Source organism: Frigoribacterium sp. PhB107 (assembly GCF_003751515.1).
Taxonomy (GTDB): Bacteria; Actinomycetota; Actinomycetes; order Actinomycetales; family Microbacteriaceae; genus Frigoribacterium.
This window is the reverse complement of sequence record NZ_RJKU01000001.1, coordinates 1,692,740-1,707,794: the sequence shown is the minus strand read 5'-3', so window position 1 is coordinate 1,707,794 and position 15,055 is coordinate 1,692,740. Positions and strand designations below refer to the sequence as shown.

Below are 15,055 nucleotides of genomic sequence, written 5' to 3'. Positions count from 1 at the left end.
GCCACGCCACGGCGTGCGCCCTGCACCTGCAGGGCGCACGCCGTCGTGCGTCCGCCCCCGATCGAGGTCTGTCCGAGGTCGGCGGCGCGGGATACGATCCTCCCGGCGGACGCACCCGGCCCGCCGTCGAGGAGCCGTCGCACCCGGCCCCGCCCGTCAGGAGCAGCCCGTGTCGCCGTCGATCCCTCCCACGCCCGCCGACCTCGAGCGCCTGGCCGGCCTGCTGCGCCACGACCTGACGGGGGCCGAGATCGCCGTCGTCCCGTCCGCGTACTCGACCGACCCGCGTGGGGCGGTCCGGGTCCGTCTCGGTCGCCGCGCGTTCCTCGACCTCGCCGACGACGGCGCCTCCTGGTTCGTCGCGGGCCTCTGGGCCGACCAGGGCGGCGAGACCCCTCCGGGCGAGCGCCGTCGCGAGTTCCTGGCCGTGCCGCTGCAGGCCGAGGCCCCCGTCGTCGCGACCGCGGTCGTCGCCTCCGTCTGGCGCTGGGTCGAGGCGATCGGCGCGCACGAGGCGGACGCTCCGTTCACGCGCACGTCCCGTTCCGCACCTCCCGCCATCCCCGGCCCGGCCGTCTTCGGCGCCCCGGCGCCCGCGCCCTACGCGACGGCACCGGCGCCCTCCGCGACGGCACCGGCGCCCTCCGCGACGTCGGCGGTCGCTCCTCACGCGCCGACGCCCACGCAGTACGCGTCGTACGCGTCGACCGTGCCCGGCTCCACCTGGTCGGCTCCCTCCGCCCGGCCTCCGCGCCGCCGCAGGGGCCTCCTGATCGGCGGCCTCGTCGCCGCCGGCCTGCTCGTGCTCGCGGGCGGCACCGCTGCCGCGGTCGCCGTCGCGCACTCGGCCGCCGAGCTCGCGTCGGCCTCGACCTCGCCGGGCGGCGGCTCCGGCACGACCGGGGGTGCTCCCGAGACGAGCGGGGGCGTGCCCGACACGTCGGCGTTCGACCTCGAGGTGGGCGACTGCTTCGCCTTCGGCCTCGGCGACGCCACGGGCTCGGGCGACGTCGAGGACGTCGACCTGCAGTCGTGCGACGACGAGCACGACAACGAGACGTACCTGGTGTTCGACGCTCCGGACTCGAGCTGGCCTGGCAAGGAGGCCCTGTGGGACGACGCCGACAAGGGCTGCTACGCCGAGTTCGAGTCCTTCGTCGGCATCCCGTGGGACGACTCCGTGGCCGACTTCGGCTACCTGACCCCCACGGAGCAGAGCTGGTCGGAGGGCGACCGCGAGGTGCTCTGCTACGCCTTCATCGACGGCGACACGTCTCCCGGCACCCTCGAGGACTACGGCTACTGACGGGCGCGGTCCTGCGTCCGCCGTGGCGCCCCGAGCCGCCGCCTAGGATCGTCACGACGCCTCACCCGGTTCGTCGCCGCCCCGCCCCGTGACCCCAGGAGACCCCCCCGTGCAGCTCGTCGACCGTCTCTTCCGCACCGACGAGTGGCGGACCGTGCCGAACGCGATCACGGCCCTCCGCCTCCTGCTGCTGCCGATCTTCGTCGTGCTGATCGTCGGCGAGCACTACTGGTCGTCGATGGTCGTCATCGCGGTCGTGTTCCTCACCGACTTCGTCGACGGCTTCGTCGCGCGCCGCACCCACACCACCTCTGAGCTGGGCGCCTGGCTCGACCCGGTGGCCGACCGGCTCACGGTCATCGTCGTGGTGCTGGCCTTCTGGCTGGGCGGGCTCCTCAGCTGGCCGGTGTTCGTGCTGATCCTGCTGCCCGACGTGGTGCTGAGCCTCGTGGCGCTGATCGCGTTCGGGGGCGCCTCCTTCCCCGTGACGTGGGTGGGCAAGGTCCGCACCGCCCTCATCTTCGTGGGCCTGCTGATGCTGCTCGTCGGCGTCGCCGTGGTGGCCGAGTGGCGCGGCTCCGGGGGCGGCGACGGCCCTGAGGTGCTGGGCCAGCTGCTCGTCGTCGTGAGCAGCTTCGTGCTGCTGCTCGGGCTCGTCGGGCACTACGTCGCCGCCGTGCTCTACGGCCGCGACCTGGCCCGCCGCTGGCGGGCTCGCGGCCGCACCGCCTCCTGACCGGCGTCCGGTCCTCGCCGGCGGACACCGCGCCTCCTAGGCTCGGAGCATGTCGTCGCGCACCCTCGCCGCCGCCCGCGAACCCGGCTCGCCCGTGGCCGTGCTGCTGCCGGGGGCCGGCTACCCCGTCGCCGCACCGCTGCTCGCCTGGTCCGGAGCGGTCCTCGCCGCCCGCGGCTGGCACGTCGAGGCGGTCACCTGGTCGTTCGACGCCCGCTCCGGCGAGGGCGACCCCGTCCCGCTGATCGAGGAGGAGGCGGTCGCGGCTCGCGAGTCGGCCCGCGCCGCCGGGGCGCACGGCCCGTGCGTCGTCGTGGCCAAGTCGCTCGGCACGCTCGCCCTGCCGTGGGCGCTCCGCGAGGGCCTCACCGGCGCGTGGCTCACGCCGCTCAGCACCGACGGCGCGGTCCGGACGGCGCTCGCCGACGCCGGCCCGGAGCACCTCGTCGTGGCCGGCGACGCCGACCCGTTCTGGCGGCCTGCCGGGCTGGTCGCCCGAGCTGACGTCGCCACCGTCCCGGGGGCCGATCACGGGCTCACGCTCGGCGACGACTGGCGTGCGTCGCTCGCGGCCCAGTCCGCCGTCTTCGAGCGGCTCGACGCCTGGGCCGCGCAGTTCGACGCGTAGTCGGCGGGTTCCCGTCGTCGACGGCGGGTCAGCGCTGACCCGCCACGGGCGACGGGAACCCGCCGCACACGACCCGGACCCGCCGCGGGCGACGACGACCCGCCGGCTCCGCAGGGCCTCCTGCGGGCAGCGCCTCAGGTCGCGTTCCAGAGCCCCCGGTAGAAGGCGGTCCGCACCGGGTCGGGGTCGATCCCGTAGGCGTCGAGCCAGACGGCGTCCCAGCCGGGGCCGTAGTTCCACTCGAGGCTCATCGTCGCGACGGCGATGTCGGCCCAGCGGTCGGCGACCCCGAGCGCGTCGAGGTCGACGTGGCCCGACCACGTCCCGTCGTCGAGCAGCAGCGTGTTCGGCACGCACGCGTCGCCGTGGCAGACCACGAGCCGGTCGACCTCGGGGGCCGCCCCCAGCGAGTCGGGGTGCGACGAAGGAGGCGCGGTGCGCGCCCGCGCACTCGTCGCGATGCGGTCCTCCACTGACCAGCTGAACGGGCAGTTGGCCACCGGCAGGGCGTCGTGCAGCACGCGGAGCCCGTGCCCCGCCGCCCGCACCGCCCGCTCCGGGTCGCGCACCCACCGCAGGTCGACGGCGCTGCGGCCCGGCAGGCCCGCGGTCACGAGGTGGTCGCCCTCGTCGTCGCTGCCGATCTCGAGCACCCGCGGCACGACGGCGTGCTCGACGGCCCAGCGCAGGCGCATCTCCTCGGCGTGCAGGTCGAGCCCGCTGCCGTGCGGCGCCCACTTGGCGAACCGCCGGCCGGGACCGTCCCCGAGGCGGTACGTCACGCCTCCTGCCTCGTTCAGCCACACCGGCGTGACGGTGTCGCCGTCGGCCGCGGCGAGCACGGGATCCGGCACCACGAGGAGGCGGTCGTCACCGGCCGAGGACGCGTCGGGGATCATCCGCCCACGCTACGGCAGCGCCCGCGCACACGACGAGGCCCGCCCCGCTCAGCGGGACGGGCCTCGTCGACGTACGTGCGCTCAGATCAGCGCGAGGCCTTCTTGGCCTTCTTGATCGCGGCCTTGCGGGCGACGGCGACGTTCTTCTTGGCGCTCTTGCGCGCCTTCTTCACCTGGGGGTCGTTCCAGAACGAGCCGACGTAGCCCGAGATCTGCTTGTAGCGACCGTGCCCCGCCTTCGCGCCGAAGGTGTAGGCGATGAACGCGATGATGGCGATGAGCAAGAATCGGAAACTCATGGGTCCTCCCAGGGAACGTTGACGTGTTGCCTCGACGGTAGTCCCCGCGCCTGTGCGGCGTCTCGCCCGCGCGGATGAGACCGCCGAGGACTCGCTCGGCGGCTCGCCCGGGCCCCGCCCGGGCCCCGCCCGAGCCCAGACCAGGCCCGACCAGGCCCCGATCAAGCCCCGACGGGGCCCGGCCGGGAGTCCCGTCCCCGCCCGCAACCGCCCGGAAACACCCTCGCAACACCCCGTCAGTAGCGTCGAGCCATGGCAGACCTCTTCGACCGCTACGCCGCGGCGACCCCGGCCAGGGGCTCCTCCGCGAGGCAGCCGGCGCCCGCCTGGGACGAGATGTTCGCCTCGGACCGCGAGGTCCGTCGGGCTTACCAGGAGATCCACGCGACCCTCGAGGGCATGACGCAGGACGACCTCCGCGGCCGCACCGCGGCCCTCGCCGACTCGTACCTCGCGCAGGGCGTCACCTTCGACTTCGCCGGCGAGGAGCGACCGTTCCCCCTCGACGCGGTGCCCCGCGTGATCGAGCACGACGAGTGGCTGGACGTCGAGAAGGGCGTGAAGCAGCGGGTCAAGGCGCTGGAGGCGTTCCTCGCCGACGTCTACGGGCCGCAGCGGGCCGTCGCCGACGGGGTGATCCCCGCGGGGCTCATCACGAGCTCGAGCCACTTCCACCGCCAGGCCGCGGGCATCGACCCGGCGAACGGCGTGCGCATCCAGGTCAGCGGCATCGACCTGATCCGTGACGAGGCCGGTGCCTGGTGCGTCCTCGAGGACAACGTCCGCGTGCCCAGCGGCGTCAGCTACGTGATCTCGAACCGGCGGGTGATGGCACAGACGCTGCCCGAGCTCTTCGTCTCGATGAAGGTGCGCCCCGTGGGCGACTATCCCGCCCGCCTCCTCGCGGCCCTCAAGAAGAGCGCGCCGTCGGGGGTCGACGAGCCGACGGTGGTCGTGCTGACCCCCGGGGTCTTCAACTCGGCGTACTACGAGCACACCCTGCTGGCCCGGCTGATGGGCGTCGAGCTCGTCGAGGGCCGCGACCTCTACTGCTCGGGCGGCCGCGTCTTCATGCGCACGACGGGCGGCCCCGAGCGGGTCGACGTGATCTACCGACGGGTCGACGACGAGTTCCTCGACCCGCTGCAGTTCCGTGCCGACTCGGTGCTCGGATCGCCCGGCCTGCTGATGGCCGCGCGCCTCGGCACCGTCACCATCGCGAACGCGGTGGGCAACGGCGTCGCCGACGACAAGCTCGTCTACACGTACCTGCCCGAGCTGATCCGGTACTACCTGGGCGAGGAGGCGCTGCTGCCGAACGTGCGGACCTGGCGCCTCGAGGATCCCGGCGCCCTCGAGGAGGTGCTCGACCGCCTCGACGAGCTCGTGGTCAAGCCGGTCGACGGCTCCGGCGGCAAGGGCCTCGTCGTGGGGCCGGCCGCGAGCCGACGCGAGCTCGACGAGCTCCGCACCCGCCTGCAGCAGGACCCGCGCGGCTGGATCGCTCAGCCCGTCGTGCAGCTGAGCACCATCCCCACCCTCGTCGACGACGGCCTGCAGCCCCGCCACGCCGACCTCCGGCCCTTCGCCGTGCACGACGGCGACGACGTCTGGGTGCTGCCGGGCGGGCTGACGCGCGTGGCCCTGCCCGCGGGCCAGCTCGTCGTGAACAGCAGCCAGGGAGGCGGGTCGAAGGACACCTGGATCGTCGGAGGCGACGTGGCGGCCTGGGCAGGCCACGACGTGAGCGCCCTCATCGCGGAGCAGACGACGCCGACGCAGTCGATCCCGGTGATCACGCCGGAAGCCGCGGCTGCGGCAGCCGCCGCGGCGGACCACACGCCCGACCACGCCCCGCAGGACGACCCCCGCAACGACCAGCAGGCCCAGCAGCAGCAACAACGGGTCGACGACGGACCCGCCACCACGACCGAAGGACGACCATGCTGAGCCGCATCGCCGAGAGCCTCTTCTGGATCGGCCGGTACATCGAGCGGTCCGACGGGACGGCGCGCATCCTCGACGTGCACCTGCAGCTGCTGCTCGAGGACCCGTGGATCGACGAGGACACCGCCTGCCGCAGCCTCCTCTCGGTGATGGGCAGCGAGGCGGCCTCCGACGTGGCTCTCACCCGCGGCGACGTGCTCGCGCGGCTGGCCGTCGACCGGCACGACCCGGCCTCGATCGCGTACTCGCTCGGCGCCGCCCGCGAGAACGCGCGGCGGGCCCGCGAGATCGTCTCGACCGAGCTGTGGGAGTGCCTCAACACGACCCGCGCCCGCATGCCGCGCAAGGTCGCGGGCGACAAGGTTCACGAGTTCTTCGCCTGGGTGCGGGAGCGCAGCGCGCTCGCCGTGGGCATCATCGAGAGCGCCACGAGCCGCGACGAGGTGTGGCAGTTCTTCACCCTCGGCCGCTCGATCGAGCGCGCCGACATGACGGCGCGACTGCTCGCGACGCGGACGCTGACCGAGGCGTCGGGGCCGTCGTGGACGACGATCCTCCGCTCGTGCGGCGCGTACGAGGCCTACCTGCGCACCTACCGGGGCGTGCCGAGCGCGCGCAACACGGCGGAGTTCCTGCTGCTCGACCGGCTGTTCCCGCGCAGCGTGATGTTCGCGGTCAGCCGTGCCGAGGCCTGCCTCCGCGAGGTCGAGCCGTCGAACGGGCGGGTGATCGCGACCGACGGGGGCGTGCGGATCCTCGGGCAGATGCGCAGCGAGCTCGAGTTCCGGCCGATCGGCGACATCCTCGACGACCTGCCGGCCCAGATGGACGCCGTCCAGGCCGCGACGAGCGCCGCCTCCGAGGCCATCCGGCAGCGGTACTTCCCGACCAGCGCGGCCCCGACCTGGGTCGGTGAGCGATCGTGAGCCGGCTCCGGATCCGGCACCACACCGGCTTCTCCTACGCCGGCGAGGCCGTCGCGAGCTACAACGAGGCGCGCATGCTGCCGGCGCACGCCGAGGGGCAGTTCGTGCTGTCGTCGCACCTCCGCATCGACCCGGCCGCGGGCACCCACGAGTACGTCGACTACTGGGGCACCCGGGTGTCGGCGTTCGAGGTCCTGCTGCCGCACCGGCAGCTGTCGCTGACGGCGACGTCGACCGTCGAGCTGCGGCCGGTGCTGCACCCCGAGACGACGACGGGCTGGGACGACCTCGCCCGCGTCGCCGGCGCCACTGCCCAGTTCGTCGAGCACCTCGAGCAGACGCCGCTGACGGCGCCGCCGGCCGACCTGGTCGACCTGGCACTCGAGGCGAAGGGGGCGTCGACCTCGCCCTGCTCGACCGCGATGGAGATCTGCCAGAGGGTAGGAGGCGCGGTCCGGTACCTGCCGGGCGTCACCAACGTGAAGACGACGGCCGCCGAGAGCTGGGCCGCCCGGGCCGGGGTCTGCCAGGACATCGCGCACGTGACCGTGGGGGCGCTCCGCGCGGCGGGGATCCCGGCGCGGTACGTCAGCGGCTACCTGCACCCGCGGCCGTCGGCCGAGCTGCGCGAGACGGTCACGGGCGAGTCGCATGCCTGGATCGAGTGGTTCTGCGGCGCCTGGCACGGCTACGACCCCACGAACCTGATCGACATCGGCGACCGGCACGTGGTCGTCGGCCACGGCCGGGACTACCGCGACGTGCCGCCGCTGCGCGGGGTCTACGCGGGGTCGGGCGCGTCGTCGCTGTTCGTGACCGTGGAGATCACGCGCGAGGCGTAGCCGGCTCAGCAGCGAGCGAACGAGTACCCGGGGTCGTCGGCCGGCACCAGGTCGCGGTCGCGCACGACCGTGCTGCGCGGGGTCGACTCCCGCGAGCAGAGCCCCTCGACCGTGTCGCGGAGGTCGTCCGTGTACTCGATCGCGAGCACGCCGTCGCCGTACACGTCCGTGAAGGCCCCGCACTCGGAGTACAGGTCGCACTCCTCGACGACGGCGAAGTCGAAGCCGATCTCGTCACGGCCGCGCGCCTCCAGCTCTGCGGTGTTCTTCTGGCCGGCGGCGAGGCCTGCCTGGTGGGTGCGCGCGACGAGCAGCGTCGCGAAGGCGACCGCGTCGTCGAGGTCGAGCGCGCCGTCGGAGCGGCTGTACGAGTCGAGGTTGTCGAACTCGACCGCGTCGAAGCCGGCCGCCGCGCAGCCGTCGATGACCGGCGCCTGCAGCTCGGCCAGCGCCTCCCTGGCCTCGGCTGTGGAGGTGTCGAAGAGGTGCTCGTCCGGCCAGCCGGGGTCGACGAGCAGCCCGCCGGAGGCGTCGTGCAGCAGCAGGGACTCGGGCCAGACCGCGCCGGGCTGCGTCTGGAACCCGTTCACGTAGCAGATGTCGAACCCTGCGCCGGCGGGCTCGTCGGTGCTGTCGCGGGCGACGACCGTCACGCCGTCGGGCACGGGGGAGGCACCGCCGAGCTGGTAGTCGAAGCCGGCTCCGACGGGCCAGAGGTCGGCGTCGGACGCGCGTGCCGGGTCGGCAGCACCGGTCGCCCCCGCGGTCGCGGCGTCTGCACCGGCTACGGCGCCTGCTCCGCTCGTCGTCGCCGGCGTCGCGGCCGAGCAGCCGGCGAGCCCGACCACGAGCGCCGTCGCGGCGGCGACTGTCGCGACCACGGCCGCGGCTCCGGCGGCACGGCCCGACCGCTCGCGCGGGGAAGTCCGTCGACGTTCGTCCATGCCGCGAGCCTAGGTCAGCCTGGTCGGACGCCGGACGCCTCGGCGCGTCGGCGATGGATGCCCCATTCGGGACGAGATGCCACGGGGCCCGCCGCCATGTCGTCCCGTTCCCGTCATCTCAGCGCCGAGGGGCGACGGGCGCGGCCTCGTCGCGAGCTGCGTCGGGGGTGCCTGCACCGTCGGTGACGCCTGCACCGTCGGTCCTCGCCTCCGCAGTGGTGCCCCGCCCGCCGGTCGTCGAGCGGACGACTGCGACCGACCTCGCCACGGCGGCCGCGACCGACGTGGTCGCCGCGCGCTGCGCCGTCGAGGCGTGCTGCCCCGCACGACGCGTCGCGGCACCGGCGGCTCGTCGGGCCGTCGCCGCGTGGCGGTGTGCGGCGGTCCGGGCCGCGGACAGCGAGGCGGGGCCGCCGACGGAGGCGGCGGCCGTGCGAGCAGGCACGACGGACGTCGTGACCGGCGACGCCGACCCGGGCACCGCCTCCTGCGCGGGGGTCACGACGGTCGGGGGAGGCGGCGACGAGGTGGGGGAGAGCGCGGGGGCGAGGCGGTCAGCGGGTGCGGCCGTCGACGGGGCCGACGAGCCCTCCGCGGGCAGTTGTCCGAGCAGGCGGTCGGCCAGAGCGACGAGCAGCACGACCACGCCGCCGACGACGAGCGCGGACGCCAGCAGAAGGAACGAGACCGCGACGTAGTCGTAGGCGCCGTCGACGGCGCGGGCGTCCGCTGCCAGGCCGAGCGCGCCTCCGGCGACGACGGCGGCGAGAGCCGCTGCCGCGCACCGCGCTGTCCTGCCCATGTCCGGACCTTCCACGACGGGACGCCGCGGGGCCGGATCAGACCCGAGGACTCGTCATGAGCGGACTGTACGCCGGGCGGCCCGACCGTGGTAGCCCCTTGCGCTCAGCGGCCACGCGTTCACGACGTGCGCGACGTGACCTCGTCGGCGGCCAGCACGGCGGCGGCCTCGTCGCGCCGCTCGCGCGCGGGCCTGCCGCCGTCGCCGTCGTGCTCGACGGTGAAGTGCGGCACGAGCCGCGGGGCGATCCGACGCACGACCCCGGCGTCCGAGGCCGCGGCGACCGGTGCCACGCGCCGCACCCGCAGGTGCTGTCGGCGCACGAGCCAGACGACGGCGATCCCTGCCGCGACGAAGCCGGCCGCGGCGCCGACGCCGATCGCCCAGCGGGGCCCGGCCGTGTCGGCGACCCAGCCCACGATCGGGGCGCCGAGCGGCGTGCCGCCCGTGAAGATCGCCATGTAGAGCGCCATCACACGACCGCGCATCTCGGGGGCGGTCGACAGCTGCACCGTGCTGTTGGCCGTGGTCATCAGGGTGATCGACGAGAGCCCGACGGCGACCAGCACGGCGGCGAACGTCCAGTAGCTGGGCATCAGCGCGGCGACGGTGCAGGTCACCCCGAAGGAGGCGGCGGCCAGCACCAGCACGCGCATCCGCGGGCGCTCCCGTCGCGCCGAGAGCAGGGCGCCGGTCAGCGACCCCACCGCGATGCACGACGAGAGCAGGCCGAACCCGCTGGCGTCGACGCCGAACTCGACGCTCGCCATCGTCGACGTGAAGATCGGGAAGTTGAGGCCGAAGGTGCCGATCACGAAGATCATCGTGAAGACGACGAGCAGGTCGGGGCGCCCCTTCACGTAGCGGAACCCCTCCCTGATCTGTCCCTTCGCCCGCGACACCGGCGGCTTGTGCTCGAGCTGCGACACCCGGATGAACCGCAGCGACAGCAGCACCGCGGCGAACGAGGCCGCGTTGATCAGGAAGACCCAGCCGGTGCCCACGCTCGCGATCAGCACGCCGGCGACGGCCGGGCCGAGGAGGCGCGCGCCGTTGAACGAGGCCGAGTTCAGCGAGACGGCGTTCGAGAGGTGACCCGGGGGGACGAGCTCCGAGACGAAGCTCTGTCGGATCGGGGCGTCGATCGCGTTCACCGTGCCGAGCAGGAGCGCGAAGACCCACACCATCCAGAGCTGCGCGACGTCGGTGAGCACGAGCAGGCCGAGGGCCAGGCCGAGCAGGGCCATCGTGCCCTGGGTGAGCATGAGCATGCGGCGCCGGTCGAACCGGTCGGCGATGAGGCCGGTGACGGGCACGAGCAGGATGGGCGGCGCGAACTGCAGCGCCATGGTGATGCCGACCGCGGTCGCGTCGTGGTCGGTGAGGTGGGTGAGCACGAGCCAGTCCTGCGCGGTGGCCTGCATCCACGTGCCCGTGTTCGAGACGAGCGCGCCGCCGAACCAGAGCCGGTAGTTGTAGAGGCCGAGCGAGCGGAACATCGCGCTCACGAGCGGGTCAGCTTCCGGAGGATCTCGGTGGCGTCGGCCAGGGTGCGGCGCTCGTCGGCGGTCAGCGCGGCCAGCCGCGGCACCAGCCACTCGTCGCGGCGGCGTCGGGTCTCGAGCACGAACGCGGCACCCGCCTCCGTCGTCTCGAGCACCACCCGGCGACGGTCGTCGTCGTCGACCCGACGGCTGACCAGGCCGGCGTCGACGAGCTTGCCGACCGTGCGGTTCATCGACGGGGGAGTGACGCCCTCGTGCTCGGTCAGGGCGCCGATGGTGAGCGGCTGCTCCTGGAAGACGTAGCCGAGGGCCGTCATCTGCGCGTCGGAGACGTCGACGTCGGCCTTCTGCTGGCGCATCCGGCGGGCGAGGCGGAGCACGGAGCCGCGCACGTCGGAGGCGAGCTGGGCGTGCGGGACGGTGCGACGTGCAGGGGCTGCAGCTGCGGGTGCGGTGGTCTCGGTCATCGCCCGCCAGCCTAATCATTTAGCTCGCCTAAGTAAACGATCTGCGTCGATGTGCGACACCTGTTGCCGTCAGGTCAATGCAGGCGTATCGTCGAGGACGGCTCATCGAGGAGTCCCACACGACACGAGGAAGAAGCGACAGCATGGGCAAGTTCAGCGGCAAGACGGCGATCGTGACCGGCGGCGGGAGCGGCATCGGCGCCGAGGTCTCGCGCCAGCTCGCGGCGGAGGGCGCGTCGGTCGTCGTGACCGACATCAACGTCGAGGCGGCACAGCGCATCGTCGACGAGATCACCTCGGCCGGCGGCACCGCTGCCCCCTTCGAGCAGAACACCGCGAAGTGGGAGCAGTCGGAGGCGGCCGTCGCGTTCGCGAAGGAGACCTACGGGGCCCTGCACCTCGCGGTCAACAACGCCGGCATCGGCGCCGCGCCGCAGACCATCGGCGACTACGACATCGCTGCCTGGGACAGGGTCCGCTCGGTCGACCTCGACGGCGTCTTCTACGGCCTCAAGTTCCAGCTGCCCGCGATGGTGGAGGCCGGCGGCGGAGCCGTCGTCAACATGGCCTCCGTGCTCGGCTCGGTCGGCATCGCGAAGAACGCGGCCTACGTCACGAGCAAGCACGCCCTGATCGGCCTGACCAAGGTCGCGGCGCTCGAGTACACGGCACAGGGCGTCCGCACCAACGCCGTGGGCCCAGGGTTCATCGACACGCCGCTCGTCCGCTCGTCGATGTCGACCGACGAGCTGCACGCCCTCGAGGGCCAGCACGCGTCGGGCCGCCTCGGCACCGACTCCGAGGTCGCGGCGCTCGTGCTGTTCCTCCTCAGCCCCGAAGCGTCGTTCATCTCGGGCAGCTACCACCTCGTCGACGGCGGCTACTCGGCGCACTAGCACTCGCGTTCCCGCTGTCCCGGCTGCGTGAGCGGGGTGCGGCGGGTTCCCGTCGTCCGCGGCGGGTCCGCGCTGACCCGCCGGCGGCGACGGGAACCCGCCGCACTTCCTCCCGGGCGTGCAGGAGGCGCGGGCCGGCCCCTCGAGGCCGCCCCGCGCCCCGCTTCAGCCCCGCTTCAGCGCGCCCGCGCCAGGATGGGCACGCGGGCAGGGTGCGCGCGAGGAAGGGGCGGTCGTGCGCGTGCTCGTCGTCGAGGACCAGCCGACGCTGGCCGAGGGGCTCCGCGTCGGGCTCGAGGCCGAGGGCATGGCCGTCGACGTGGCGGGCACCGGCACCGACGCGCTCTGGCGCACGCGCCATGGCAGCTACGACGTGGTCGTCCTCGACATCATGCTGCCCGGCATGAGCGGCTACGCCGTCTGCCGGGCGATGCGCGAAGGAGGCGACTGGACGCCGGTCATCATGCTCACGGCCAAGGACGGCGAGTGGGACCAGGTCGAGGCCCTCGACACCGGTGCCGACGACTACCTCACCAAGCCGTTCTCGTTCGCGGTGCTGCTCGCCCGCCTCCGTGCGCTCGTCCGTCGCGGGGCCCGGGAGCGTCCGGTCGTGCTCGAGGCCGGCGACCTGCGGCTCGACCCGGCGTCGCGCGACGTCCGCCGGGGAGACGAGCAGATCGAGCTGACGAGCCGCGAGTTCGCCGTGCTGGAGTTCCTGATGCGCCGTGCCGGCAGCGTCGTCACGAAGCGCGAGGTGCTCGACGGCGTCTGGAACGACGACTTCGAGGGCGACCCGAACATCGTCGAGGTGTACGTCCGGCACCTCCGCAACAAGGTCGACCGGCCCTTCGGTCGCGAGTCGATCGTCACCCTGCGCGGCGCCGGCTACCGGCTGGAGGCGCGGGGTGGCTGACGACGCCGGTCGCGTCGGCCGCGGTGGTCGCGACGACGGCGGTGGTCGCCCGACCCGCACCGGTCGCCGTGGCTCGCTGCGCCTCCGCATCACCGCGGCCGCCGTGCTCGCCGTGGCGCTCACGCTCGGCGCGTTCGCGCTCGTCTTCGCGCTGGTGCAGCAGGCCGTGCTCGCGGACGCCCCGCGCTCGGCCGCGTCCGCCGACGTCGACCGTGCCGTGGCCGCGCTCGCGGGCGGGTCGAGCCCGGCCGTCGCCGTCTCCGGCGACGCCGACGGAGCGCTCGTGGCCGTCTTCGACGCCGCGGGGCAGCTCGTCGCGACGGGCGGCGACGACGACCTCGCCGCCTCCGCGCGACAGCTCGCGGGGGCCGCCTCGGGCAGCCGGGTCTCGCTCGACGGGGACGACTTCGTCGTCGAGACCGACGGTGCCGAGTCGGTGAGCACGACCACGTCGACTCCCTCGCCGTCGTCGAGCCCGAGCGCAGGCCCGAGCGCGAGTCCGTCCCCCGAGCCCGAGCCGGCGGAGTCCTCGTCCGACGACGACGACGCCCTCGACGAGGACGACGCCGCCGAGGCCGCGCGCGACGCGGCCGACGACGCGAGCGACGCCGCCGAGGACGCGAGCGCAGCCGCCGCGGCTGCCGCCGCCGAGGGCGACGACGACCTCGACGTCGAGACCGTCACGACACGGTGGGACGTCGTGGCCGCGCGCTCCCTCGACGAGGCGCAGGCCGCCTCCTCGGCCAGCCTGCTGACGCTCGGCGTGGCCGTCCCCGTGGCGCTGCTCGTGCTCGGCGTGACGACCTGGTTCGTGGTCGGGCGGGCCCTGCGCCCGGTCGAGTCGATGCGTCGCGAGGTCGCCGAGGTGACCGCCGCGAACCTGTCGCACCGCCTCGCCGACCCGGGCGGGGGAGACGAGGTGTCGCGGCTCGCCTCGACCCTGAACGGGATGCTCGACCGGCTGGACGCCTCCGCGACCGCGCAGCGGCGCTTCGTCGGCGACGCCTCGCACGAGCTCAAGACGCCGCTCGCGACGATCCGCCAGCACGCCGAGGTCGCGCTGCTGCACCCCGAGCGCATCGACGGGCGGGCGCTGGCCGGCACCGTCCTCGGCGAGGAGGCGCGCCTCACCTCCCTGGTGCAGGGCCTGCTGGTCCTCGCCCGCGCCGACGAGGGCGCGCTCGGCGTCGCCCGCCGCCCGGTCGACCTCGACGACCTCGTGCTGACGGAGGCGGCTCGCCTACGGTCGGGTGCGGCGACGGGTGCGGGTGGCGGTGCGGCCTCGGGTTCGGAGTCGACCTCGGGCTCGGACGAGCGCGTCGGTCGCGGTGTCTCCGTCGACGCCACGGCCGTGGGCCCGGCACGTGTGCGCGGCGACGAGGGGCTGCTCGGCCAGGTCGTCCGCAACCTCGTCGTGAACGCCTCCCGGCACGCGCGCTCGGCGGTGGCCGTGGGTCTCGTCGAGACGGCCGACGGCCGCGCGGTGCTCACCGTCGACGACGACGGTGCGGGGGTCGCCACGGACGACCGCGGGCGGATCTTCGAGCGCTTCGTCCGCCTCGACGAGGCCCGCGACCGCGACGCCGGGGGCAGCGGCCTCGGCCTCGCCATCGTCGCCGAGATCGTGCGCGTGCACGGAGGCGAGGTGCGGGTCGAGACGTCGCCCCTCGGCGGCGCCCGCTTCGTGGTCGACCTGCCCGCCGACCCGGCCTGACCTGCGCCGACCTGCCTGCCCGGCCGCGCCTCCTCGTCTCGCCGCTGCAGGGACACCCCGGAGTGGACGATGCACCTCGGAACGACGGGGTGCATCGTCCACAACAGGGTGTGGCGCGCAGCGACGGGTGACAAGTGACCGGTGACGGGCGGGCGGCGACGCTCGCTGAACGTTCCTTCAGGTCGCTTCAGGGGCGCTTCAGCGCCTGCCCGAGACAGTGGGGTCATCGCT

At 74.2% G+C, this 15,055-nt stretch carries 15 protein-coding genes; 9 read left to right on the top strand and 6 right to left on the bottom strand.

Annotation, left to right across the window (positions count from 1 at the left end; all coding sequences use genetic code 11):
* The first annotated feature begins 169 nt into the window (after nt 1-169).
* The 3 genes from EDF18_RS07835 (at nt 170) to EDF18_RS07825 (ending at nt 2,670) form a co-directional block, all read left to right on the top strand.
* Nucleotides 170-1,306 (top strand): septum formation family protein, encoded by a 1,137-nt coding sequence (locus EDF18_RS07835; protein ID WP_123547118.1) that lies wholly within the window; start codon nt 170-172, stop codon nt 1,304-1,306.
* A gap of 109 nt (nt 1,307-1,415) precedes the next feature.
* The gene (locus EDF18_RS07830) at nt 1,416-2,042 is read left to right on the top strand and encodes a CDP-alcohol phosphatidyltransferase family protein (RefSeq protein ID WP_158614650.1); all 627 of its coding nucleotides are present in this window, start codon (nt 1,416-1,418) and stop codon (nt 2,040-2,042) included.
* A gap of 49 nt (nt 2,043-2,091) precedes the next feature.
* Complete coding sequence (locus tag EDF18_RS07825) at nt 2,092-2,670, top strand: hypothetical protein (protein ID WP_123547116.1); 579 nt, start codon at nt 2,092-2,094, stop codon at nt 2,668-2,670.
* Between the two features lie 134 nt (nt 2,671-2,804).
* Here the strand turns inward: EDF18_RS07825 and EDF18_RS07820 are convergent, their stop codons facing one another.
* The gene (locus tag EDF18_RS07820; protein WP_123547115.1) at nt 2,805-3,569 is read right to left on the bottom strand and encodes an aminoglycoside 3'-phosphotransferase; all 765 of its coding nucleotides are present in this window, start codon (nt 3,567-3,569) and stop codon (nt 2,805-2,807) included.
* An 86-nt stretch (nt 3,570-3,655) separates the two neighbouring features.
* On the bottom strand, nt 3,656-3,868 hold the full coding sequence (locus tag EDF18_RS07815) for a hypothetical protein (RefSeq protein WP_123547114.1): 213 nt from the start codon (nt 3,866-3,868) through the stop codon (nt 3,656-3,658).
* Between the two features lie 252 nt (nt 3,869-4,120).
* On the opposite strand from EDF18_RS07815, the gene EDF18_RS07810 reads away from it, so the two are divergent.
* Genes EDF18_RS07810 through EDF18_RS07800 form a run of 3 tightly spaced genes read left to right on the top strand, consistent with a single transcriptional unit; the run spans nt 4,121 to nt 7,583 of the window.
* Nucleotides 4,121-5,818 (top strand): circularly permuted type 2 ATP-grasp protein, encoded by a 1,698-nt coding sequence (locus EDF18_RS07810; RefSeq protein WP_123547113.1) that lies wholly within the window; start codon nt 4,121-4,123, stop codon nt 5,816-5,818.
* Complete coding sequence (locus EDF18_RS07805) at nt 5,812-6,741, top strand: alpha-E domain-containing protein (protein WP_123547112.1); 930 nt, start codon at nt 5,812-5,814, stop codon at nt 6,739-6,741. The genes EDF18_RS07810 and EDF18_RS07805 overlap by 7 nt, the downstream gene beginning before the upstream one ends.
* On the top strand, nt 6,738-7,583 hold the full coding sequence (locus tag EDF18_RS07800) for a transglutaminase family protein (protein ID WP_123547111.1): 846 nt from the start codon (nt 6,738-6,740) through the stop codon (nt 7,581-7,583). Before EDF18_RS07805 ends, EDF18_RS07800 begins: the two co-directional genes overlap by 4 nt.
* A 5-nt stretch (nt 7,584-7,588) precedes the next feature.
* Here EDF18_RS07800 and EDF18_RS07795 read toward each other — a convergent pair whose 3' ends face one another.
* The 4 genes from EDF18_RS07795 to EDF18_RS07780 all read right to left on the bottom strand — a co-directional run bounded on the left by EDF18_RS07795 (nt 7,589) and on the right by EDF18_RS07780 (nt 11,301).
* Entirely contained in the window at nt 7,589-8,527 is a 939-nt protein-coding gene (locus EDF18_RS07795) for an endo alpha-1,4 polygalactosaminidase (RefSeq protein WP_123547110.1), read from the bottom strand.
* A 118-nt stretch (nt 8,528-8,645) separates the two neighbouring features.
* Nucleotides 8,646-9,329, bottom strand: a complete 684-nt coding sequence (locus tag EDF18_RS07790; RefSeq protein WP_123547109.1) for a hypothetical protein — start codon at nt 9,327-9,329, stop codon at nt 8,646-8,648.
* 119 nt (nt 9,330-9,448) lie between these two features.
* Nucleotides 9,449-10,837: an MFS transporter gene (locus tag EDF18_RS07785; protein ID WP_123547108.1), complete on the bottom strand. Its 1,389-nt coding sequence runs from the start codon at nt 10,835-10,837 to the stop codon at nt 9,449-9,451.
* Nucleotides 10,834-11,301 carry a MarR family winged helix-turn-helix transcriptional regulator gene (locus EDF18_RS07780; RefSeq protein WP_123547107.1) on the bottom strand — a complete coding sequence of 156 codons (468 nt, stop codon included), beginning with the start codon at nt 11,299-11,301 and terminating at the stop codon, nt 10,834-10,836. Before EDF18_RS07780 ends, EDF18_RS07785 begins: the two co-directional genes overlap by 4 nt.
* A gap of 143 nt (nt 11,302-11,444) precedes the next feature.
* On the opposite strand from EDF18_RS07780, the gene EDF18_RS07775 reads away from it, so the two are divergent.
* The 3 genes from EDF18_RS07775 to EDF18_RS07765 all read left to right on the top strand — a co-directional run bounded on the left by EDF18_RS07775 (nt 11,445) and on the right by EDF18_RS07765 (nt 14,824).
* On the top strand, nt 11,445-12,197 hold the full coding sequence (locus EDF18_RS07775; RefSeq protein ID WP_123547106.1) for an SDR family NAD(P)-dependent oxidoreductase: 753 nt from the start codon (nt 11,445-11,447) through the stop codon (nt 12,195-12,197).
* Between the two features lie 235 nt (nt 12,198-12,432).
* Nucleotides 12,433-13,110 carry a response regulator transcription factor gene (locus EDF18_RS07770; protein ID WP_123547105.1) on the top strand — a complete coding sequence of 226 codons (678 nt, stop codon included), beginning with the start codon at nt 12,433-12,435 and terminating at the stop codon, nt 13,108-13,110.
* Nucleotides 13,103-14,824 (top strand): cell wall metabolism sensor histidine kinase WalK, encoded by a 1,722-nt coding sequence (locus tag EDF18_RS07765; protein ID WP_233569027.1) that lies wholly within the window; start codon nt 13,103-13,105, stop codon nt 14,822-14,824. The genes EDF18_RS07770 and EDF18_RS07765 overlap by 8 nt, the downstream gene beginning before the upstream one ends.
* The last annotated feature ends 231 nt before the right edge of the window (nt 14,825-15,055 follow it).